General features: G+C 70.7%; 22 protein-coding genes. 16 read left to right on the top strand and 6 right to left on the bottom strand.

Going from position 1 to position 21,879, the window contains the following annotated elements; genetic code table 11:
- Positions 1 to 2 precede the first annotated feature (2 nt).
- The gene (locus tag ACZ561_RS06270; protein ID WP_470990341.1) at positions 3 to 998 is read left to right on the top strand and encodes a hypothetical protein; all 996 of its coding nucleotides are present in this window, start codon (positions 3 to 5) and stop codon (positions 996 to 998) included.
- Positions 995 to 1,879, top strand: coding sequence for a DUF6339 family protein (locus tag ACZ561_RS06275; protein ID WP_470990343.1), 885 nt, complete (start codon positions 995 to 997; stop codon positions 1,877 to 1,879). Before ACZ561_RS06270 ends, ACZ561_RS06275 begins: the two co-directional genes overlap by 4 nt.
- A gap of 8 nt (positions 1,880 to 1,887) precedes the next feature.
- Here the strand turns inward: ACZ561_RS06275 and ACZ561_RS06280 are convergent, their stop codons facing one another.
- From ACZ561_RS06280 to ACZ561_RS06295, 4 genes are all read right to left on the bottom strand, one after another.
- On the bottom strand, positions 1,888 to 3,231 hold the full coding sequence (locus ACZ561_RS06280) for a DNA cytosine methyltransferase (RefSeq protein ID WP_470990345.1): 1,344 nt from the start codon (positions 3,229 to 3,231) through the stop codon (positions 1,888 to 1,890).
- Complete coding sequence (locus ACZ561_RS06285; RefSeq protein WP_470990347.1) at positions 3,228 to 4,238, bottom strand: DNA cytosine methyltransferase; 1,011 nt, start codon at positions 4,236 to 4,238, stop codon at positions 3,228 to 3,230. Before ACZ561_RS06285 ends, ACZ561_RS06280 begins: the two co-directional genes overlap by 4 nt.
- Positions 4,235 to 4,636, bottom strand: coding sequence for a very short patch repair endonuclease (locus tag ACZ561_RS06290; RefSeq protein ID WP_470991298.1), 402 nt, complete (start codon positions 4,634 to 4,636; stop codon positions 4,235 to 4,237). The genes ACZ561_RS06285 and ACZ561_RS06290 overlap by 4 nt, the downstream gene beginning before the upstream one ends.
- 256 nt (positions 4,637 to 4,892) lie before the next feature.
- Positions 4,893 to 5,897, bottom strand: coding sequence for an SEC-C metal-binding domain-containing protein (locus ACZ561_RS06295; RefSeq protein WP_470990349.1), 1,005 nt, complete (start codon positions 5,895 to 5,897; stop codon positions 4,893 to 4,895).
- 63 nt (positions 5,898 to 5,960) lie between these two features.
- On the opposite strand from ACZ561_RS06295, the gene ACZ561_RS06300 reads away from it, so the two are divergent.
- The 4 genes from ACZ561_RS06300 (at position 5,961) to ACZ561_RS06315 (ending at position 8,982) form a co-directional block, all read left to right on the top strand.
- Positions 5,961 to 6,734: a class E sortase gene (locus tag ACZ561_RS06300; protein WP_470990351.1), complete on the top strand. Its 774-nt coding sequence runs from the start codon at positions 5,961 to 5,963 to the stop codon at positions 6,732 to 6,734.
- Positions 6,735 to 6,883: 149 nt separating this feature from the next.
- Positions 6,884 to 7,177, top strand: a complete 294-nt coding sequence (locus ACZ561_RS06305) for a DUF6412 domain-containing protein (RefSeq protein WP_470990353.1) — start codon at positions 6,884 to 6,886, stop codon at positions 7,175 to 7,177.
- An 87-nt stretch (positions 7,178 to 7,264) separates the two neighbouring features.
- A complete protein-coding gene (locus ACZ561_RS06310; RefSeq protein ID WP_470990355.1) occupies positions 7,265 to 7,987 on the top strand; it encodes a YidC/Oxa1 family membrane protein insertase in 723 nt (240 codons plus the stop codon).
- 137 nt (positions 7,988 to 8,124) lie between these two features.
- The gene (locus ACZ561_RS06315; protein WP_470990357.1) at positions 8,125 to 8,982 is read left to right on the top strand and encodes a fumarylacetoacetate hydrolase family protein; all 858 of its coding nucleotides are present in this window, start codon (positions 8,125 to 8,127) and stop codon (positions 8,980 to 8,982) included.
- 21 nt (positions 8,983 to 9,003) lie between these two features.
- On the opposite strand, the gene ACZ561_RS06320 is transcribed toward ACZ561_RS06315, so the two are convergent.
- Positions 9,004 to 9,489 carry a heme-degrading domain-containing protein gene (locus ACZ561_RS06320; protein ID WP_470990359.1) on the bottom strand — a complete coding sequence of 162 codons (486 nt, stop codon included), beginning with the start codon at positions 9,487 to 9,489 and terminating at the stop codon, positions 9,004 to 9,006.
- Complete coding sequence (locus ACZ561_RS06325) at positions 9,486 to 10,568, bottom strand: Gfo/Idh/MocA family protein (RefSeq protein WP_470990361.1); 1,083 nt, start codon at positions 10,566 to 10,568, stop codon at positions 9,486 to 9,488. The genes ACZ561_RS06320 and ACZ561_RS06325 overlap by 4 nt, the downstream gene beginning before the upstream one ends.
- Positions 10,569 to 10,624: 56 nt before the next feature.
- Here ACZ561_RS06325 and ACZ561_RS06330 point away from each other — a divergent pair, with 56 nt between their 5' ends.
- The 10 genes from ACZ561_RS06330 to ACZ561_RS06375 all read left to right on the top strand — a co-directional run bounded on the left by ACZ561_RS06330 (position 10,625) and on the right by ACZ561_RS06375 (position 21,804).
- Positions 10,625 to 11,932 (top strand): ROK family protein, encoded by a 1,308-nt coding sequence (locus tag ACZ561_RS06330; RefSeq protein WP_470990363.1) that lies wholly within the window; start codon positions 10,625 to 10,627, stop codon positions 11,930 to 11,932.
- A gap of 124 nt (positions 11,933 to 12,056) precedes the next feature.
- The gene (locus ACZ561_RS06335) at positions 12,057 to 13,292 is read left to right on the top strand and encodes an LPXTG cell wall anchor domain-containing protein (protein ID WP_470990365.1); all 1,236 of its coding nucleotides are present in this window, start codon (positions 12,057 to 12,059) and stop codon (positions 13,290 to 13,292) included.
- A gap of 59 nt (positions 13,293 to 13,351) precedes the next feature.
- Complete coding sequence (locus tag ACZ561_RS06340; RefSeq protein WP_470990367.1) at positions 13,352 to 14,116, top strand: GntR family transcriptional regulator; 765 nt, start codon at positions 13,352 to 13,354, stop codon at positions 14,114 to 14,116.
- A 137-nt stretch (positions 14,117 to 14,253) separates the two neighbouring features.
- Positions 14,254 to 15,375: a TIGR03364 family FAD-dependent oxidoreductase gene (locus ACZ561_RS06345; RefSeq protein WP_470990369.1), complete on the top strand. Its 1,122-nt coding sequence runs from the start codon at positions 14,254 to 14,256 to the stop codon at positions 15,373 to 15,375.
- Positions 15,372 to 16,073 (top strand): phosphonatase-like hydrolase, encoded by a 702-nt coding sequence (locus ACZ561_RS06350; protein WP_470990371.1) that lies wholly within the window; start codon positions 15,372 to 15,374, stop codon positions 16,071 to 16,073. The genes ACZ561_RS06345 and ACZ561_RS06350 overlap by 4 nt, the downstream gene beginning before the upstream one ends.
- Positions 16,074 to 16,147: 74 nt before the next feature.
- Positions 16,148 to 17,254, top strand: coding sequence for an ABC transporter ATP-binding protein (locus ACZ561_RS06355; protein ID WP_470991300.1), 1,107 nt, complete (start codon positions 16,148 to 16,150; stop codon positions 17,252 to 17,254).
- 82 nt (positions 17,255 to 17,336) lie between these two features.
- Entirely contained in the window at positions 17,337 to 18,215 is an 879-nt protein-coding gene (locus ACZ561_RS06360; protein WP_470990373.1) for a 2-aminoethylphosphonate ABC transporter permease subunit, read from the top strand.
- Entirely contained in the window at positions 18,202 to 18,999 is a 798-nt protein-coding gene (locus ACZ561_RS06365; protein ID WP_470990375.1) for an ABC transporter permease, read from the top strand. The genes ACZ561_RS06360 and ACZ561_RS06365 overlap by 14 nt, the downstream gene beginning before the upstream one ends.
- 31 nt (positions 19,000 to 19,030) lie before the next feature.
- Positions 19,031 to 20,098: a 2-aminoethylphosphonate ABC transporter substrate-binding protein gene (locus tag ACZ561_RS06370; RefSeq protein ID WP_470990377.1), complete on the top strand. Its 1,068-nt coding sequence runs from the start codon at positions 19,031 to 19,033 to the stop codon at positions 20,096 to 20,098.
- Between the two features lie 146 nt (positions 20,099 to 20,244).
- A complete protein-coding gene (locus ACZ561_RS06375; protein WP_470990379.1) occupies positions 20,245 to 21,804 on the top strand; it encodes an alkaline phosphatase family protein in 1,560 nt (519 codons plus the stop codon).
- Positions 21,805 to 21,879 lie beyond the last annotated feature (75 nt).

Raw genomic sequence — 21,879 nt, forward strand, 5'->3', positions numbered from 1 at the left:
GAGTGAAGATCTACCCGTACAAGCGAGTCAACCGGCCGATCACGCTCAGGGTGACCTCGGTCTCCCTCCGCCTCCCGGACGGCATCCGCGACCAGTTGGAGACCGCCGCGTACTCGACCCAGGATCAGGCCGTCGCACTCGGCATCGCGGGTCACACCGACTGGGTGAGCGCCACGATCGGTCTCTCCGCGACGCTTCCGCCGGGGGCGAACGCGCCGGACGCGGCCTGGTCCGACCTGCGCGTCCTCGCCGTGCTGACGGACGGCGAGACGAACGTTCGCACCTCCGTGGACCTCATGCGCGACAAGGAGGACGGACGGGACTGGTCCGGCTCCCTGGTGGTGTTCCGCGACGACCACCTGGGGCGGGCCTCCCTCGCCGTGCACGCCGTCGGAACGGTGGACGGTGTGAAAGGACGGTCGATCGCCGAGACCGACCGGAGCTGGATCGTCGACACGGTTTCCGACGAGCCGGTCCGTGGACTCCAACTGGACGTCCAGAAAGCCTCGTTCAAGAAGAGCTCTCGGGACCTGTTGCAGGCCTGCGCCGACGCGCCCTGGATCGTGGATGCCTCGGCACGGGTCCCCACGGTGTTCGTGAACACCGACACCGAAGGGGTCATGGGGCTGCTGGACAGCAATGGCTCCGGTGTCGACAGCAAGGTGCGCGACCTGCTGGTCGCCCAGATGGCCACCGACGTCTGGACCGCGGTCTTCCACGGCGCCATCGGCGACCTGGAGGTGGAACCCGACGGCGGCCCGGTCTTTCCGACCGACTGGCAGGGCGAGGTGCTGCGGGAGATGCTCCCTGACGTGATTCCCGGCGTGCATGTCGAGGAGGCCCTACGGCAGGTGCATCGCCGACGCACAGGAGAGTCGGGCTGGGTGGAACTCCAGACCCGCATCCACTACGCGGCGGTCCGGCGCACCGATGCCACCAGGGCGCTCACCTATGTCATCCGCGGTCTGGAACAGGCGAACCGGGAGAGTGAGTCGTGATCACCGCACCGAAACACGTACCGGAGCGCCTGGCGCTGCTCGCTACATCTGCCGTCGACCCGTTCCTCACCGAGGAACTGCTCAAAGGCGAACAGGTGCACGGTGGCATCGATCTGGCCAAGGTAGCCGAGCAGCTTCCCGAGGAAGACGCCAGGTGGTCGGTCGAGCCGATCCGGAGCCTGGTGGAAGACGCCATGTTCGAGTTCCGGGAGAACCCTCGACGAGCCGATGCGTGGCTCGCGCCACGCCTCCATGCCACGCTGCGTCTGACGCGGCGAGAGGCGGCGGACAAGCGTCTGTGGAACCACATCGCCTTGGCGGTGGCTCCCGACTACGTTGCTTGGCGCCACCTGTCGGAGCCGAAGGCGGACGGGGCGGAAAGACGCATCAACGCGGAGCGGTTCAGGGGGCCTGCGGACCGTCAGTGCTTCTCACGTCTGTGGTGGGCGGCTGAGACTTTTCGGAATGGGCCGGATTACGAGCCCGTCGAGGCTGCTTGCGGAGTCCAGGACATCATCCACAACGTTCTGCGGATGGACCTGATCGACCACCGTCCTACCGCCCAGGCCGTGGTCTGCCTCCTGAAGAGCGGCCTCGTCTCCAATGGACGAGAGGTCAACGGGCTCAGCACCGCAATCAATGCTGCCGGAGCGACCCTGGTCTACGACGTCCTCGCACAGGACGAGCCCAAGGATCCCACCCGCCTGCGGGACTGGATCGCGATCGCGGCGACGGGATCGGCACCACCGGTAGCCCGGCACGAACTTCCCACAGGGCCAGATGAGGACCCTGTCTCCGAGGAGTCCGTGGCTGCGCTCACCAGCTACTTCGCAGACCTGTTCGAGACCGCGCCGGTCAGGGGCAGGAAGAGCACCGATTGACCCGGTGACTACTTCGCGGACTTCTTCCTGGGCGACGAGGTGGAGCGGGCCGGCGTCTGATCCTCGGGCCGGGGACACCGGGCCGTGCAGGCGTACGCGTCCCCGCAGCCGTGGCTCCGGAGCTTGGCCTGCTCTTCCTCGGTGGCCGGAACCCAGGGCTCGCTAAGCGCATCCGGGTCCGGCGCGGGAAGACCGAGCGCGGCGCTCAGCAGGTGCGCACCGAACAGGGGCGGTACTGCATTGCCCACCTGCTGGGACTGCGCCGTACCGGACCACGGATAGTCCGGCGGGAAGCTCTGCAGCATCCCCGCCTCGTTCATGCTGAACCGGTCACCCTCGTAGACGATGTTCTCGTCCAGGTGCTCGAAGACCACGAAACGGGAGATGCGGCCGGTGACCGTGGCGGCGGGTTGTCGGTCGGTACGCACCCCGCGCCGCCCGGGGTGTCCGGAGCTGCCATAGTTCGAGCGGACCAGGAAGGGAGTGCTGCGACCTCGGTGGGTGCCCGCACGAGAGACGAGCACATCACCCATCGACCTCCAGGACTGGAAGTCGTCCTCCACTTCCGCGTGCGCCTCGGGCTCCGGCCCGGCTTCGTCGTAGAGGGTCGGCTGATGAGGCTGGGCCGCGTCCTCGTCCTGCCTGCGATTCCATTCCTTGGGGTCGTAGGCACGGTGGGTCGCCTTGGGAAGCGAGGGCTCACCGAGCCCTTCACGCCGAGCGATCAGCACGGCGCGGGAACGCGTCTGCGGCACCCCGTAGGTCTCGGTGTCGAGCACGTCGACGACGACCTTGTACTTGGTGCCGTCCGGAAGGCCGGTCTCCTCCAGTACTTCGGCGTAGTGGTCCCACAGTGCCTCGACCGCGGGGACCTGTTCCAGGACGATGACGTCGTACGGGCGATTCTCCCGGTTCGGACTCCTGGTCGCCTGAATCGCGTACCGGAGAGGCTCGAGGACCATCGCCGTGCGCGGATCGCTGAGGGACTGCAGCGCCTTGTCGATCTTCTCGCCCGCCATCAGGAGTTTGATGTAGCCCTTGACCTCTTCCAGCGCCTTGCGGCCCGCACCCTTCCCGGCCACCGAGTACGTCTGGCACGGAGGTCCCCCGGCCAGCACGTTGATCTCCGGCGGCAGCGACTCGAAGGCGTCTCTGCGCACCGCGCTCACATCGGCGTGGAGGGTGTCCAGCCCGGCCGCGTAGCGCGTCAGGCACGCGCTTCTGTCCCACTCGATGCCGAGACTCGGGATGCCGAGCGCGCGCCCGGCGACGTCCAACCCTCCGGGCCCGGCGAAGAGGTCCAGGACAAAGGGTTTGTCGAGGATGGGCTTATAGGACGCCGTGCTGGTCATGTGGCGGAATTGTAGCCGGCAACGAAGATCGCTGGATCCCCGATCAGTGCTTCGGCGACAGCTCGCCCCAGTGCCTCCCCGACAGGCGGCGGCGTCGCGTGCCCGACCTGGCGGTAACGGGCGGTCTTGCGCCCGGAGATCTCCCACGCCTCGGGGAAGCCCTGCAGCAGCGCCGCCTGCTCGACCGTGATCTTCACCATGTGGTCCCTGCCGAGTTCGGCGTCCCATACGAAGTCCGGGCCGGGTACCTGGTCGCCCACGGTGTGAGCGTTGACGCCCATGGTCGCCCACTTCCGCTTGGCCCCGGTTGGGCCGAGGTCGGCGCCGCCTCGGTTCTTCGAGCCGCCGACCAGAGTCGGAGCCGGTTGATCGGCCTGGGCAGCCCAGCGGGCGGCGTCCTGCCAACCTCGTGAAGCCATGGAGGACCGCAGCGCGGCACCGACCGTCATAGGCGCTTGTACGGTGGGGGTCGGCGGTCGGAACGCCGCAGCCCACTGCCGTTCGACTGCCAACAGGACGCTCTGCTTACGGTTCTGCGGTACCCCGAAGTCGACTGCGTTCATGACGAACCAGGTGAACTCGTACCCCAAGTGGGCAAGTTCGGCTCGGGTGAAATCACGAAACCGCTGGTACTCGTCCGCGTGAGCGAGCCCAGGAACGTTCTCGATGAGTACCGCCCGAGGTCTGATCGCATGGACGAGATAGACAGTGGCTTCCAGCAGCCGCTCTTCCGCGCCCGAATCCGTCCGTTTGACGGTCGCATTGGACTTCACCCGTGGCGGACTCGCCGCGAGGAGGTCCACGTCGTGGCTCACGGGGTGCTCGGTCGGGTCGAAGTCCAGCAGGTCGGTGTGCAGCACGTTCCATTGCGGCCGGTTGGTCCGGAGAGTGGTGACGGCGTCCCTGTCGTCGTCCAGCAGCAGGCGCGGTTCGAGGCCGGCCCGCTCCAACCCCAGAGCGAGCCCACCCGCCCCGGAGAACACGTCGATAAATGTCAGCCTGCTCAACCATTCCTCCCCCGCCCGCGTTGGGCCTTCCGCTGTTCGACTGCAGTCGTGACGCGCAGCACCACATCCTCCGGCGTCTCATGCTCCCAGAAGCGCAGCACTTCCCACCCCGCCGAGGTCAGGTGCTCGGTCGTCTCCGCATCGCGGGCCATGTTGCGGTCGAGCTTCTGCCGCCACCACTCGGCGTTCGACTTCGGCTGCGTAGCGTGCTGCGGGCAGCCGTGCCAGAAACAGCCGTCGATCAGGATGGCCACCTTGACCGAGGTGAAGGCCACGTCGATCCGGCGTCGGGCCATTCCCGGCACGGGGTACTCGACGCGGTAGCGCAGCCCAGCTGCGTGGAGGAGACGCCGGACCGCGAGCTCGCAAGCTGTGTCCTTGCTGGCCTGTCGGCTCATCCGTGCCGAGACAGCAGGTGAGAGCGGCTTCATCGTGCTCAAGGCGTGGTTTTTCACGATCGTGGCTCGGTCGGTTCTGTCGATCGCCGAGTCGTCACAGCTCGAGTCGATCGCGCCACTGGGTCGCCAGGCGAAAGCCGATCATAATCAGCGCGCTCGATCGAGCCGTTTGCGCCACGGCTCCTGCATCAATTCCACCATGGGAGCGGTCCCGGTTGGTTGGGAACGTCTGAATGGTCCGCTGCCGGACCGGTGGTCACTCCGAGGCGTGGCACTCCCCATACCCCCGCCCCGACCCGCACCAGCACCCCTCGCCCCGCGCCGGCGGCCACGCCGTCGCCCTGCCGCGAGCCGCCAGGGTGGTGGCGTATTGCGGTAGCAGCGACGCGTTCGCGGGGGAGGTGGATTCCGAGGCGGCGAAGGCCTCGTACGACGGGACCGTTGCCGGGACGATGCCCAGGTTGGGGGTGCCCGCCGCCGCGAGTTCTCGGAGTGAGGCTTCGATGTCCGTGAGGTGGGCGCGGTAGGTGGGGTACTCCGCCTCCAGTTCCGGGTACGAGGCGAGGAGCTCGTCCAGTTCCGCTTCCGGCCAGTGGAGGACCGCCACCGGGAAGGGGCGGGAGAGGGCCGTGCGGTAGGAGCCCAGTTCGCTGCGGAGGCGGATGATCTCGGCCTGGAGTTCCGCCGGGTCCGAGGAGCCGAGCGACCACAGGCGCTTCGGGTCGTGCAGTTCGTCCAGGGGGACGTCGCCCGTGTGCAGTGTGTCCGCCAGAGTGTCCCAGTCGTCGTGGGGCAGGGCCAGCATCCGGCGGACCCGGTGACGGGTGGCGAGCAGGGAGCGCGTGGGGTGCGGGAGGTCCGTCGGCGCCGACTCCGGTACCAGCAGGCGCGCCGCCTCCGTCGCGAGCGTCTCCGACAGCTCCAGTTCGTCATGGGATTCGAGCGTCTCCACGACGATCTCCCACGGCCCCGCGTCCGCCGGCGCCGACGCACGGACGCCCTCGATGATCGCGCGCGCCTCCGCCTCGTGGCCGTACTCCCACAGGTTCGCCGCCTTCAGCGCCCTGATCAGGTGGGGGGAGGCGGGTGATGAGGACAGGAGGGTGTCGTACAGCGCCGTCGCCTGCGGCCGCTCGCCCGCCAGTTCCAGATGCGCCGCTGCCTGGAGGAACAGCGGTTCCTGATCCTCGGGGTACCGCGCGGCGGTGCGCAGCAGACGCTCGGCTTCGGTGGCGTGGGCGGCAGGCGTGTCGGGGCGCATGTCGACCACCGTACTGCTGTACGGCCCTGGAGAGTTGGCGCGTCAGCGCTTATCGTGCCCCGCGTGCGGGACAGGGTGCCGGTCGTCGTCCAGACACGCGGGGTGCGGAGCACACCCGCCCGCGTGCTGTGGGTCGGCGCCGAGGCCGTCGTCACCTGCGGGGTTGTCCTGCTGCTCCTCGTCGTCCACCAGCTCTGGTGGACCAATCAGCAGGCCCGCGCCCAGGCCACCCAGCAGGTCCACGCGCTCGAGCGGGAGTGGGAGGGATCACCTCCGGTGGAGGGGGTGCCATCGGTCGGTGAATCGCCCTCCGTGGTCGACACCCCGGCGCCCGTCGAGTCCGCCGCGGGGCCCTCGGAGGCCCGGCCCGAGGCCGCTCCCTCCAGCGCCCCTCGTCTCTCCTCCGCCTACGCCATCCTCCGTATCCCCCGCATCGGCCTCACCGCCCCCGTCGCCCGTGGCGTCGGCAAGAGATCCGTTCTCGACCGCGGGTACGTCGGGCAGTACCCCGGCACCGCCTCGCCCGGGCGCCCCGGCAACTTCGCCCTTGCCGGGCACCGCAACACCCACGGCGAGCCCTTCCGCTACATCAACCGGCTCCGGCCGGGCGACCGGATCCGGGTGCAGACCCGGGAGCGGGAGTACGAGTACGTCGTCGACCAGGTGCTCGCGCAGACCGCTCCCCGCGACACCGGTGTCATCCAGCCCGTGCCCCGCTCCCTCGTCAAGCCCTCCTACGGGTACTCCGCCCCCGGCTCCTACCTCACGCTGACCACCTGCACGCCCGAGTTCAGCTCCGCGTACCGGCTCGTCGTCTGGGCGAAGCTCGTACGGTGACGGCCGCGCCCACCAGCTCGATCCGGAGCCCGGTGAACCGGTCGACCGTGCCCTGCTCCGGCCGCGACGACTCCTCGTCCCTCTCGAAGCCGATCGTGTATAACGGCTGACAGAGGACACGATGGGCGACGGCCAGGGAGGGAAGTGCGGTGATCGGTAACCTGCTCCTGCGCGTGCTCGCTCCCCTCTTCTTCCTGCTCGCGCTCGCCGATCTCCTCCTCTCCGACGGTTCGAGCCTCTCCGCCGCCGTCGCGCTCGCCGCGACCACCGTCGTCTGCGCCCTCATCGGCGCCCCCGCACCCGCGTCCGTACCCCCGACCCGGGTACGCACCGCCCTGCGCGATCGTGAGCGGCGCACCGCGTTCCTGCCGCAACGCGACCCCGACGCCTCCGGCCGCCGCAGGCCCCGGGCACCCGGCCGTCCCCTCCCGACGGCCGCGTAGGCGCACAGAACACAGCAAGACCCTGCGCGGATCCGTCATGCCGAGACGTCCTTCTTCCGGCACGACGAGACCCTTCGGAGGGCTCCCATGTCCGTTTTCGCTTCCCTGGTCGAGCAGCTCGCCGACCTGCTCCAGCCGCTCTTCGCCACCACCGCGACCGCCGCCGCGATCGTCCTGTTCACAATGGTCGTCCGGCTCGCGATCCACCCCCTCTCGCGGGCGGCCGCCCGCGGACAGAAGGCCCGTACCCGCATCGCCCCGCAGCTCGCCGAGCTCCGCGCCAAGCACGCCAAGGACCCCGAGCGGCTCAAGAAGGCGGTCATGGAGCTGCACGCGAAGGAGAAGGTCTCGCCCTTCGCCGGCTGTCTGCCGAGCCTCCTCCAGGCGCCCGCGTTCCTCCTCATGTACCACCTGTTCTCCGGCGATCGCATGGCCGGCCACACCCTCTTCGCCGCCCCGCTCGGCGACCACTGGGCCGACGCCCTCGGCCACGGCGGCGCCTTCGGCCCGGCCGGTCAGGTCTACCTCGTGCTCTTCGCGATCGTCGCCGCCGTGGCGACCTTCAACTACCGCCGTACCAAGCGGCAGCTCGCCGCACAGCCCCTGGACACCGGACTCCCGGCGACGCCGGGTGCCGACACGATCAACAAGGTGATGCCGCTGCTCTCCTTCGCCACCCTGATCACCGTCGCCGTCGTCCCGCTCGCCGCCGCGCTCTACGTCGTCACCAGCACCACGTGGACCGTCTTCGAGCGGGCCGTCCTCTTCCGGGACCAGCGCCCCACGGAGGCCCTTGCTACTCAGGCGTAAGGGTCCAGTCCGTGAACGGGGTCTTGCCGAGTGGTCGAAACTCTTGGAGGATCGACCAACCTCCGATGGCCGCAACCCATCGGCCGGGGATCTGTAGGGCCCGACCCCGGGCCCACCTCGACCACAGGGAGAAGACCATGAAGCTGCTGCGAGTCGGCCCGGCGGGTGCCGAGCGTCCTGCCCTGCTCGACCAGGACGGGACGCTGCGCGACCTGTCGGCCCTGGTCGACGACGTCGACGGCAGCCTGCTCGCCGACGCGTCCGCGCTCGACCGGATCCGGGCGGCCGTCGGGGCCGGAGTACTGCCCGCGCTCGACGCGACCGGGCTGCGGATCGGGCCGCCGGTCGGCCGGATCGGCAAGGTCGTGTGCATCGGGCTGAACTACCACGGGCACGCGGCGGAGACCGGCGCGGCGACCCCCGCCGAGCCGGTGGTCTTCCTCAAGTCCGCCGACACGGTCGTGGGCCCCGACGACACCGTGCTCGTACCCCGCCGCAGCACCAAGACGGACTGGGAGGTCGAGCTGGCGATCGTCGTCGGCCGTACCGCCCGCTACCTGGAGACCGACGAGGAGGCACTCGCGCACGTCGCCGGTTACGCGGTGGCCCACGACGTCTCGGAGCGCGAGTTCCAGATCGAGCGCGGCGGCACCTGGGACAAGGGCAAGAACTGCGAGACCTTCAACCCGCTCGGCCCCTGGCTGGTCACCGCCGACGAGGTGCCGGACCCGCAGGCCCTGGCGCTCAAGCTCTGGGTCAACGGTGAGCTGAAGCAGGACGGCAACACCTCGGACCAGATCTTCCCGGTCGCGGAGGTCGTACGGTACGTCAGCCAGTTCATGACCCTGTACCCCGGCGACATCATCAACACCGGCACCCCGGCGGGCGTCGCGATGGGGCAGCCGGAGCCGAAGCCGTACCTGCGGGCCGGTGACGTGGTGGAGCTGGAGATCGACGGGCTCGGCCGCCAGCGCCAGGAGCTCAAGGACGCGTAGCGGCCGTACCCCGGCGAGGGCTCAACCGCCGAAGCCGTCGAAGCCGTCGAGCAGGCGGCCCAGCGCCTCGACCACCATCGCGTGGTCCTCGGCCTGGGGCAGCCCCGACACGGTGACCGAGCCGATCACCCCCGCGCCCTCGACCACGATCGGGAACGAACCGCCATGGGCGGCGTACCGGTCGGGGTCGAGGCGCGAGGACTGCTCGAACGTCGTCCCCTTGGCCCGGAAACGGGCACCGACGAGGAACGAGCTCTCGCCGTACCGCTCGACGACCCGCCTCTTGCGGTCGATCCAGGCGTCGTTGTCCGCGCTCGACCCCGGCAGCGCGCAGTGGAAGAGCTGCTGCGCGCCGCGCCGGATGTCGATCGCGACGGGCGCCCGGCGCTCGCGCGCCAGGCCGACGAGGAGCGAGCCGAGCGCCCAGGCGTCGTCGTACGTGAAGTGGGGGAGGGCCAGACGGGCTTCCTGGGCCTCCAGTTCGGGGATCTCCGGGGCGGCGCTCACAGCGTCACCGCGATTCCCTCGCGGGCGGAGCGCTTCGCCGCCTCCAGGACGTCCAGGGTCGCCGCGGCCTCCAGGGCGGTGACCGGGTTCGCACCGGTTCCGCGGAGGGCGGCGGCGACGGCCGCGTAGTACGCCGGGTAGTCGCCCGGCAGTGTCTCGACCGGGGTGCCGCCGCCGGTCAGCGGGGACTCCCCGGCTCCGAGGGTGCCCCACATCGCCTCCGGCTCCACGCCCCACGGAGTGCCGGGCGCCGGCAGCAGACCCTCGCGCAGGGCGGCCTCCTGCGGGTCGAGTCCGTACTTCACGAAGCCGGCGCCGGACCCGAGGACCCGGAAGCGCGGGCCGAGCTGGGCGGTGGTGGCGCTCGCGTACAGGTGGGAGCGGACACCGTTCGCGTGCGTGATCGCGATGAACGTGTCGTCGTCGGTCTCGGCGCCCGGACGACGGACATCCGCTTCCGCGTAGACGCGCACGGCCGGACCGAACAGGACCAGGGCCTGGTCGACGACATGGCTGCCGAGGTCGTACAGCAGCCCGCCGATCTCCTCCGGCGCGCCGGACTCGCGCCAGCCGCCCTTGAGCTGGGGACGCCAGCGCTCGAACCGCGACTCGAAGCGCAGCACGTCACCGAGCGCGCCGTCGGCGAGGAGCGCGCGCAGGGTGAGGAAGTCGTTGTCCCACCGGCGGTTCTGGAAGACCGAGAGCAGCAGGCCCCGCTCGTCGGCGAGCGAGGCGAGCCCGCGCGCCTCGGCGGCGGTGCCGGCGACCGGCTTGTCCACGACGACCGGGAGCCCCGCTTCGAGCGCGGCGGTGGCGATCGGGACATGCGTCTTGTTGGGGGAGGCGACGACGATCAGATCGAGCTCGTCCGCCCGCGCCCACAGCTCGTCGGGGGAGTCCGCGACCCGTACGCCGGGGTGCGCGGCGCGCGCCTGCGCCTGGCGCTCCGGATTGCCGGTCGTGACCGTGTCGAGGACGAGGCCCTCGGTGGCGGCGATCAGCGGGGCGTGGAAGACGGAGCCCGCGAGGCCGTAGCCGACGAGTCCGACGCGGAGGGAGGCGGTGTCGGTGCCAGTCATGGAACCCACTTAAGCAACGCTGTTGCCAAAGTGCAAGCGAGGGGGAGAATGGGGTGGTGAACAGGAGTGTCAGGGGTGTCAGGGGCGGCGCGGTCGGTGCGGTCGGCGGGGCTGGTCCGGTTGCCGCGGCGGGCGTGAATCTGCCGGCGCTGCGCAGCCACAACGCCGCGTTGGTGCTCGATCTGCTGCGTACGGCGGGAGAGGCCGGGATCAGTCGCCTGGAGCTGGCGGAACGGACCGGGCTCACCCCGCAGGCCGTCAGCAAGATCACGGCGCGGCTGCGGACGGAGGGCCTGGCACGGGAGGCCGGCCACCGCGCCTCGACCGGCGGCAAACCCCGTACCGTCCTGCGGCTGGTCCCCTCGGCGGCGTACGCGGTCGGGGTCCACCTGGACCGCGACGAGCTGACGGCCGTTCTGGTGGACCTTGCCGGGGTACGCGTGGCCGAGCGCCGGGCACCGCTGGACCTCGGTGCGGGCGTGGACGCGGTGTTCGAGGTGGTGGAGCGGGAGGTGGCGGGTCTCGGGGCGCTCGGCCCCGCCTCCTCCGAGGCCCAAGGCCATGGGGCCGGCGGCTCTGAGGCCCGCGGCTCTGGGGTCTACGGCTCTGGGGTCCACGGCTCTGAGGCCCCCGGCTTTGAGGCTCAAGGCTCTGAGGCCCGCGGCTCTGGGGCTCACGGCCCTGAGCACCACGGCTCTGAGGCCCCGGACCCCGTTACCCCCCACACCCCCGCCCTCCTCGGTGTCGGGGTCGCCATGCCCGGGCCGCTCGATCACCTCACCGGGACCCCGGGGCGGGTCACCGGGTACCCGGAGTGGGAGGGCGTCCCGCTGCGGGACGAGCTCGCGCGGCGGCTCGCGCTGCCCGTCGAGCTCGACAAGGACACCAACGCCGCTGCCCTGGGGCTCGCCCTCCGCGCCCCGGTCGCCGACTCGTTCGCGTACCTCCATCTCGGTACGGGGCTCGGCTCCGGCCTTGTCCTGGGCGGCGCGCTCCATCGGGGCGCGCGGACCGGCGCGGGGGAGTTCGGGCACCAGACCGTCCAGCTCGACGGCCCGCCCTGCGACTGCGGCGGGCACGGGTGCCTGGAGGTCCTGTGCCTCGCGGCCGTGGCCCGCGGTGACCTCCCCGAGGCGGCCAGGATCCTCGGCACCGGCGCCATGAACCTCGTACGGCTCCTGGACATCGACCGCGTCGTCCTCGGGGGCCGGGCCGTGACCGCGGCGCCGGAGGTCTTCGCGCAGGGCGTGGGCGCGGTCCTTGCCGGGGCGGGCCTGGGTACCCCGGTCGCGGGCACGGTCACGCCGTACGCCGTCGCCGAGGGCGCGGCGCAACTGATCCTCAGTCCTATCTTCGGAAAATAGGCTGATCGGGCGGAATGGTCGGGCCGTCCGGGGGCACGCGCCGCGTCGCTCCCCGGCACCGCCGTGCCCGGGTGGCAGCGTCGCGGCCGTCCCGTACGCCCGCGAGCAGCAAAGGCACCCGCCCATGCGACTGCGCAACGCCCTCGCCCTCGGTGTGACCGCGGCGACGACCGGAACCGCCGTCCTCGCGCTCGCCGTCGCCCCGTCCTCGGCAGAACCCGCCCCCGGCCCGGGCTCCGGCTCCGGCACGGACTCCGGAACCGAGCGCGCCGCCCCGGGAACCGAGCACCTCGGCTCCCGAGCCGAGCACCTCGGCTCCGGAACCGAGCACGTCGGCTCCCGAGCCGAGCGACTCGACCCCGGAACCGAACACCCTGGCCTCGGAGCCGGCTTGAGCCACGGATCAGGCCGTGGGACCGAGCGCGACGTTGGGACCGAGCACGACGTCGGGACCGAGCGCGGCCTCGGGACCGAGAGCTCAGGCATCGGAAGCGAGCGCCTAGGCCCCGATTCCGCCCCCGGCCTTCGCGCCGAGCCCAACCCTCGCCCCGCGCCCACCCCCGACCCCGCAACCGAGGCCCAGACCAAGCCCCCCACGTGCGGCAAGGCCACCGACCCCGTCTTCCCCCTCGACACCCGGATCAAGGGCGGCCCCGGCACCTTCGTCCCGGGCAGCGCCTTCCGGGCCTTCGAGGTCGAGCTCACCAACACCACCGCCGAGCCCTGTCACAGCATCCACCCGGTCCTGGTCCTCGCCGACCGTGACCGGGTTCTCCGGCCCGACCAGATCCGGCTCGACTTCTACGACTCCGCAATGAGCCGCTGGCTGCCGGTGCGGTTCGAGGAGACCGACGAGGACGAGAACATCGGGGTGTTCAACGGGTTTCCCGGCTTCGCCGTCCCCGCGGGCCGCACGGTCACCGTCGGCGTCCGCCTCGCGTTCCGCGAGGACACCGCACCCAACGAGGTCGTCGCCAACGCGGCGATCGTGCAGCGTCGGGGGGACGACGGGGACTGGGTCGGCGAGTCCGACGACTACCGCCTGACCATCGCGCCGGAGGGGACGACCGGCACGGACACGGACACGGACACGGAGACAGGGACGGAGGCGGAGACGAGCCCGAGCCCGAGCCCGAGCACAAACCCGAGCACAAACCCGAGCACAAACCCGAGCACAAACCCGAGCCCCGTCCCCTCGGCTTCGGCCGGCGACACCACCAGTCCAACCGCCCCCTTCCGGCCCGAACTCGCCCTCACGGGCCCCGAGTCGACCACCGCCCTCGCTCCCGCTTCCGGCGCGTTGCTCCTCTCGGGCGCGGCACTGGTCGCCGCCGCCCGCCGCGGTCGCCGCCGGGCGTAGAACCCTCCGGTCGCTCTCCGTACACCCTCCCGTTCATTCCCATCTGCGAGCATCCCCCAGTGGACTACCCGAACGACCAGGCACCTGGCGCCCCCATCCGCTCCGGCATCCCCGAGCACGGCCGTATCCCCAAGTACTACGCGGTGAAGGCCAAAGTCGCCTCGCTGATAGATGAGTTGGGCGAAGGGGGACTCCTGCCCACCGAGCGGGATCTCGCCCTCCGTTACGAGGTCTCCCGGGAGACCGTCCGTCAGGCCCTGCGCGAGCTGCTCCTCGAAGGGCGGCTGCGCCGCCAGGGGCGGGGGACCGTCGTCGCCGGGCCCAAGCTGGAACAGCCGCTCTCGCTGGCGAGCTACACCGAGGGAGTACGACGGCAAGGGCGCCGCCCCGGCCGTACGCTCATCTCCCTCGACCGCTTCCCCTGCCCTGACGCCCTCGCACCCGAGATCGGCGTCCAACGCGGCGAGCCCGTCTGGCACATGGAGCGCGTGCTGCTCGCCGACGACGAGCGGGTCGGCCTGGAGAGCACGTACGTCTCCGAGGCACGCGCCCCGCGCCTCGGCACCGACTTCGATCCCGACTCCTCCTTCTACGCCTATCTCCGTGAGAAGCTCGGCATCACGTTCGGTGACGCCGACGAGCGCATCGAGACCGTCCTCGCCACGCCGCGCGAGGCCCTGCTGATCGGCACCCCGCCCGCGCTCCCGATGCTGCTGATCCACCGGATCTCCCGGGACACCTCCGGTCGGCCCCTGGAGCGCGTCCGGACCCTCTACCGCGGTGACCGCTTCAGCTTCACCGCCCACCTGGGGCATCAGGGCTGAGCGCATGCCGCGAGGTACCGATCGACGCACGTCGATAACAAAAAGATAACGGGTCTAGGCCAACCTTGTCGGGCAGTTCACCGTCCCGTTGCCCATCGGATCCGTCCGGGTCACCCGTCGCCAGGACGGTGAACGGCATGAAGGTGATCGTCGTAGGAGCCGGCGTGGTGGGAACCATGCACGCCTGGCAGGCAGTGGAACGCGGCCATGAGGTCGTACACATCGAGCGCGAGGCCGAGGCGCGCGGGGCCTCCCTCCGCAACTTCGGCCAGATATGGGTGAGCGGCCGCGCGGGCGGCGAGGAGCTGGAGACCGCGCTGCGCGCCCGCGAACTGTGGGAGGGCATCGGTGCCCACGTCCCCGGACTCGGCTTCCGGGCCATTGGCTCGCTCACCCCCGTGCGCACCGAGCTGGAACGGGCCGTCGCCGAGGCCGCCCTGGCCCGGCCCGACGCGGCGGCGCGCGGCTACAAGCTGCTGACCGCCGACGAGGCCCGTGCCGTCAACCCCGCCCTGCGCGGAGCGTTCGAGGCCGCCCTGTGGTGCGAGCGGGACGCCGCGGTCGAGCCGCGCACCGCCCAACTCGCCCTGCGCGAAGCCCTCCTGGCCACCGGGAAGTACACCTTCCTGCCCGACCGCGAGGTGCGGGACGTCGTCGGTGGGCATGCCGTCCGAGACGACCGCGGTGAGGTCCACACCGGCGACGTCGTCGTCCTCTGCACCGGCGCCGCGCTCACCGGCCTCGTCCGCGAGATCGCCGGCGACATCCCGGTCCGCCGGGTCCGGCTGCAGATGATGCAGACCGACCCGCTCGGCGAGCCGCTCACCACCTCCGTCGCCGACGCCGACTCCTTCCGCTACTACCCGGCGTACAAGTCCGACGCTCTGGACGCGCTCAACGCGGGACAGGCACAGGACCCGACCGCCGCCGCGCACAAGATGCAGCTCCTGATGGTGCAGCGCGTCGATGGCGGACTGACCATCGGCGACACCCACGAGTACGAGCACCCGTTCGCCTTCGACACCCTCGAAGACCCCTACGAGCACCTCACCCGCGTCGTGGAGTCCTTCCTCGGACGCCCGCTGCCGAAGATCCGGCGGCGTTGGGCGGGCGTGTACGCGCAGTGCACCGACACCGGCCGGGTCGTGCACCGCCAGAAGGTCCGCGAAGGCGTGTGGCTGGTGACCGGACCCGGCGGACGCGGCATGACCTGCTCGCCCGCCATCGCCGAGACGACCGCGAACGAACTGGGCTGGTGAACACCGTGACCGAGAACCGCAAGCACAACCTCGTCGTACTCGACATGGCCGGCACCACGGTCGCCGACGGCGGCCTCGTCGAGCAGGCCTTCACGGCCGCCGCCGAGCGACTCGGCGAAGACCCGGCCACGATGATCGACTACGTCCGCGCCACCATGGGCGAGTCCAAGATCTCCGTCTTCCGCCACCTCTTCGGCGGCGACGAGACCCGTGCCCAGCAGGCCAACCTCGCCTTTGAGGCGGCGTACGGGGAGCTGGTCTCCGGCGGCCGGATCGCCCCGATACCCGGCGCGGCCGAGGCGATCGCCGAACTGCAGGGCCAGGGCCGGACGGTGGTCCTGACCACGGGATTCGCCCGGGTCACCCAGGACGCCATCCTCGACGCGCTCGGCTGGCGCGACCTGGTCGAGCTGACCCTCTGCCCGGCTGACGCGGGCGGTCGGGGGCGCCCGTACCCGGACATGGTCCTCGCGGCCTTCCTCCGTACGGGAGTCGTCGACGACGTCCGGCAGATCGTGGTCGCGGGCGACACCTCGTACGACATGCTCAGCGGGGTCCGCTCGGGTGCCGGGATCGTCGCGGGCGTCCTGACCGGCGCGCACGACGCGGGCGCGCTCAAGGAGCACGGCGCGACGCACGTACTGACCTCGGTCGCGGATCTGCCGGGGGCGACAGCGCGGGCGGAGGCGGACCGGTGACCGCGCCCGCGACCGCCGGGAACGCCGGGACCGCTGCGACCGCCGCGACCGCCGGGACCGCCGTGGCGCACACCATGCGCGCGACGACCCACGCGGCCGGTGCCCGTAGCGGCATCCGCTTCGACTCCGTCTCCGTCGCGTACGGGCACCACACCGTTCTCGACTCGCTCGACCTGACCGTCGAACCCGGCGAGGTCATGGCCCTCCTCGGGCCCTCCGGCTCCGGCAAGACCACCGCCCTGCGTGCCGTCGCCGGGTTCGTGCGGCCGGTCTCCGGGCGGGTGTTCATCGGCGACCGCGACGTCACCGACCTCCCGCCGTACCGGCGGGGGATCGGGATGGTCGTCCAGCAGTACGCCCTCTTCCCGCACATGCGGGTCGAGGACAACGTGGCCTTCGGCCTGAAGGCGCAGAAGGTGCCGAAGGCCGAGATCCCCGGGCGGGTCGCCGAGGCCCTGGAGATGACCGGGATGGCGGCCTATGCCAAGCGCTATCCGCGCGAGCTGTCCGGCGGACAGCAGCAGCGCGTCGCCATCGCGCGGGCGCTGGCCATCCGGCCGAACGTCCTGCTCCTCGACGAGCCGCTGTCCGCGCTCGACGCGCAGTTGCGCTCCGGGATGCTGGCCGAACTGGCGCGACTCCACCGGGAGTTGCCGGACGTCTCGGTCCTGTACGTCACCCACGACCAGGTCGAGGCGCTGACCCTCGCCGACCGGATCGCCGTCATGGACCGGGCCCGGCTCCAGGACTGCGGCACGCCGCAGGAGCTGTACCGACGTCCGCGTACGGAATTCACGGCGTCGTTCGTCGGCAACGCGAACCTGCTGCCGGTGACGGTGGGTGTGGGCGGAGTGTCCTTCGGCGGCGCCGAACTCCAGGTCGCGACGGACGACGCCGCCCCGGGCGCGGCCGCGACGCTGTGCGTACGACCGCACCTCATCGGCCTCGGGGAGGGACCGAACGCGCTGCGGGGGCGGATCGCGGAGGTGCAGTGGCGTGGGTCCACGCATCGCCTGTACGTCGACGTCGACGGGCACCGTGTGAAGGCGGACGTTCGGGAACTCCGCGAGACTCCCGCCCTCGGTGACGAGGTGGTCCTCCACTTCGCGGCCGAGGACGGGGTGCTGCTGGGGGCCGGGGTGTCCGATGGCTGGTCCCGCGGAGCCGGTCATGAAGGCTGAGCGCTCACGTGGCGTTGTGCCCACCCGTCCCTCCCCCTGGCTTCGCCGGGGGGACCCCCAGCGGGACGAACGCCCACAACGGGTGGGAAGCGATCCGGCGCCCGCGGCAGCCGCCGGCGCGGAGCGCGGCGATTCGCCGCGAGGCCCGCATCGCGGCGCGCGCGGCGTCCCGCCGTGGCTCTGGGCCCTCCCTCCCGTCCTCGCGCTCGCGCTCGTCTTCCTCTACCCCCTCGCCCTCGTCGTCCAGGAATCCCTCGCCCCCGGTGCCTACGCCGATGTCTTCGGGTCCGAGGCCTTCCAGGAGGCGCTGGTCACCACCGTGTGGCTTGCTGTCGGGGCCACCGTCGGGTGTCTTGCCCTCGGGTTCGTGCTCGCGCTCGTCATCGCGTTCGTGCCGTTTCCCGGGGGGAAGGCGGTGTCGAAGTTCATCGACGTCTTTCTCTCCTTCCCCTCCTTCCTCATCACCCTCGCGCTCCTCTTCCTCTATGGCACGGTCGGCATGGCCAACGGCCTGTGGACGGACGTCACGGGCGCCCCGTCGGGGCCCTTCCGGTTCCTGACCACGCCGTGGGGTGTCCTCCTCGCCGAGATCACGTACTTCACGCCCTTCGTGATGCGCCCGCTCCTCGCCGCGTTCTCGCAGATGGAGACCGCCCAGCTGGAGGTCGCCTCCTCCCTCGGAGCGCGGCCGCTGCGGATCATCAGGCGGGTGATCCTGCCCGAGGCGCTGCCCGCGCTCGCCGCCGGCGGGAGCCTTGTCCTGGTCATGTGTCTGAACGAGTTCGGGATCGTCCTCTTCACCGGCGCCAAGGGCGTCACGACCCTCCCGATGCTCGTCTACGGCAAGGCCATCCTCGAGTCCGACTACGCCGCCGCCTGTGTCGTCGCCGTCGTCAACGTCGCGATCTCCGTTGGCCTCTACGGCCTCTACCGGGTGGTGAGCCGTCGTGTTGGTGCATAGCCGTACGGGCAGGGCGACGACCTGGGCCGTCTTCGCGGTCCTCTTCGTCCCGCTCTTCGCTCTCCCGCTCCTGGTGATCCTCGCCGCCTCGTTCTCCACCCACTGGTCCGGGGCCTTCCCCTCCGGGCCGACCGCGGAGCACTACACGGCCGCCGTGCGCGGTGAGTCCCTGCAGGCGCTGACCACCAGCCTGGTCACCGCCGTCACCGCGAGCCTGCTCGCGCTGACCATCGGCACCTGGGCGGCCCTGGTGGCCAACTCCCTGCGGAAGAACGGCCGTCGGTTCCTCGACGCGCTGTTCATGCTGCCCGTCGCCGTGCCCTCGGTCGTCGTCGGCCTCGCCGTGCTCGTCGCCTTCTCGCAGCCGCCCGTGCTCCTGAACGGCACGCGCTGGATCGTGATCCTCGCGCACACCATCCTTGTCACGGCGTTCGCCCATCAGTCGGTATCGGCGGCCATCCTCCGCCTCGACCCGATGTATGAGCAGGCGGCGTCCAGCCTCGGCGCCCGCCCGTCCTACGTGCTGCTCCGGGTGAAGCTGCCGCTCCTGCTGCCGTCGCTCAACGCGGCCGCCGGGCTCTGTTTCGCCCTGTCCATGGGCGAGTTGAGCGCCACGATGATGCTCTACCCGCCGGACTGGCTGCCGCTCCCGGTGCTGATCTTCACGGCCACCGACCGCGGCTCCCTCTTCACCGGTTCGGCGCTCGCCGTGGTCCTCATGGCCGCGACCCTGCTCGTCCTGCTCGCCGTCTCCCGTATCCGTACCAAAGCGTCCTACCGATAGATCAGCCACGTCCTCAGGAGAGAACGACGTCATGCTTACCTCGTCCAAGCTCGTCAAGCCGATCGCCGCCGTCGTCGGCAGCCTCGCCCTCGCCGCCGGCCTCACCGCCTGCGGTGGCTCCTCCGCCGCCTCCGACGAGAAGGTCGTCACGGTCTACAGCGCCGACGGCCTCAAGGGGGAGAAGGGCGACGGCTGGTACGACAAGGTCTTCGCCGACTTCGAGAAGCAGACCGGCATCAGGGTCAAGTACGTCGAGGGCGGTTCCGGCGAGATGGTGCAGCGTGCCGTCCGCGAGAAGAACAACACGCAGGCCGATGTCATCGTGACCCTGCCGCCCTTCATCCAGCAGGCCGACTCCAAGGGGCTGCTCCAGGCGTACACCCCGAAGGGCGCCGAGCAGGTCGACGGCGGGAACAAGGCGGCCGACGGCACGTGGATCTCCGTCGTCAACAACTACTTCGGCTTCATCCACAACAAGCAGCAGCTGAAGGAGGCCCCCAAGACGTGGGAGGAGCTCCTCGACGCGAAGTACAAGAACAAGCTGCAGTACTCCACTCCGGGTGTCGCCGGTGACGGCACGGCCGTGGTCATCAAGGCGATGCACGACTTCGGCGGCCGGGAGCCGGCGATGGAGTACCTGAAGAAGCTCCAGACCAACAATGTCGGCCCCTCCTCCTCGACCTCCAAGCTGGCCCCGAAGGTCGACAAGGGCGAGATCCTCGTCGCCAACGGCGATGTCCAGATGAACTTCGCCCAGTCCAGGTCCATGCCGAACCTCGGCATCTGGTTCCCGGCCAAGGACGGCGGCCGGCCCACCAGCTTCGCCCTGCCGTACGCCGCGGGTCTGGTGAGCAAGGCCCCGCACAGCGAGAACGGCAAGAAGCTGCTCGACTTCATGCTGAGCGAGCAGGCCCAGCGCGAGGTCAGCGCGATCGGCGGTGGTTTCCCGGCCCGCAAGGACGTCAAGGCCACCGACGCCAACGCCATCGAGCTCGCGAAGCTGATGGAGGGCGTCGAGATCTTCGAGCCCGACTGGGCCGACATCGACAAGAACCTGACCGCCTACGTCGACGCCTGGAAGACGGCCACCGGAAGCTAACCGCGGGCTTCCAAGAGTTCACCGCACAGCCCCTGGAATCCCTCCGCATGTAGCGGAAAGATAACGGGTACGGACCAACGCCCCCGAGGAATCGGGGGCGTTGGCGTGTCCTCGCCCCCTCCTCACCCCTTCCACGGAGGATCCAGATGCCGATCACCGGCATGTCCACGGCCCTGTCCACCGGAGTCTCCCGCCGTACCGTGCTCGCCGCTGCCGGCGCCACGGCGGCCGTCGCCGCCACGGGCGTGGCCACCGCGCCCGCCGCCCACGCCGCCGCCCCCACGCTCCCGAACGGCACCAGCAAGGACAAGGTGCTCGTCGTCGGCATGGACGGCCTGCGGTACGACAGGATCGACGCGGCCAAGGCCCCGACCCTCAAGTCGCTGATGGCGAACGGCACGTACGGCCTGTCGCTGCTCTACGCCAACCCGATGGCCGCCACCTCCTCCGGCCCGGGCTGGTCGACCATCTCCACCGGTGTCTGGCCCGACAAGCACGGCGTGAAGGACAACACCTTCGCCGGGAAGAACTACGCCAAGTACCCCGGCTTCCTGGCCCGGTTGAATCAGGTCCGCCCCGAACTCTCGCTCTTCGCGGCCGTCGACTGGCCCGAGCTCGACACCCACGGCACGGTCACCCCCGGCGCCGACGCCAAGCTCGTGTACGACAACAACTACGTCGTCAACGACAAGGTGATCACCGACACCACCGAGGACATCCTCCGGAACCAGAACCCGGACGTCGTCTTCGTCTACTTCGGCGAGACCGACGAGATCGCCCACACCTACGGTGCGAAGAGCGCCAAGTACCTCGACGCCATCGACGTCCAGGACGGCTACCTCGGCCGGCTCCTCGCCGCGATCAAGGCCCGCCCGTCGTACGCCACCGAGCGCTGGACGGTCATCGTCACCACCGACCACGGCCACACCGACGCCGGCGGGCACGGCGGCTCCTCCGTCGAGGAGCGCCGCACCTTCGTCCTCGCGCAAGGGCCCGGCATCGCCGCCGGCGCCCGCCCCATCGACACCCGCCTCGTCGACGTCGCCGCCACCGTCTTCCACCAGCTGGGCATCGCGCCCGACGCCTCCTGGGGCCTGGACGGCAAGCCGATCCAGCAGCGCTCCACCGACCCCTTCGACGCGCTGCACTCCTCCCTCACCGGCCGCGTCGACGAGACAGGCATCCCCGCCGGCGTCCTCGGCTTCACCCACGCCGCACCCAGCGGCTGGTCCGTCATCAACAACGCCATGGGCACCGGCGGCATGACCGAGTGGCGCGGCTGGGCCTTCGCCACCGACGAGTTCTGGTCCCGCACCCAGCGCGACCAGTCCCGCGAGCTCAACGTCCGCTCCCGGGGTGTCTTCGCCGTCGCCGACTCCGACGAGTGGGCGGACAAGACCTTCTCCGGTACGTACGACTCGACGCTCGTCACCCCCGCGTACAGCGTCTCCGGAGCGAGCCGCGTCACGCTGGACTTCACCACCTTCTACCGCCAGGAGGGCAGCCAGACCGCGCAGGTCCTGGCCTCCTTCAACGGCGGCACGCCGACCGTCGTCAAGAGCTACACCTCCGACGTGATCTCCCAGCCGCAGTCGCTCACCGTGAACGTCCCCACCGGGTCGTCCAGCGTGAGCTTCCGCTTCCGCTACACCGGTGCCAACGACTGGTACTGGGTGATCGACAGGGTCAAGATCGCCACTTCCTGATTAGTCTGGGGGCGTCGCCACAGCGCTGTCGCGGCGCCCCCAGCACACCGCACGATTTCTGTACGGCAGGAGTCC

It is taken from the genome of Streptomyces sp. NPDC039609 (assembly GCF_055596705.1).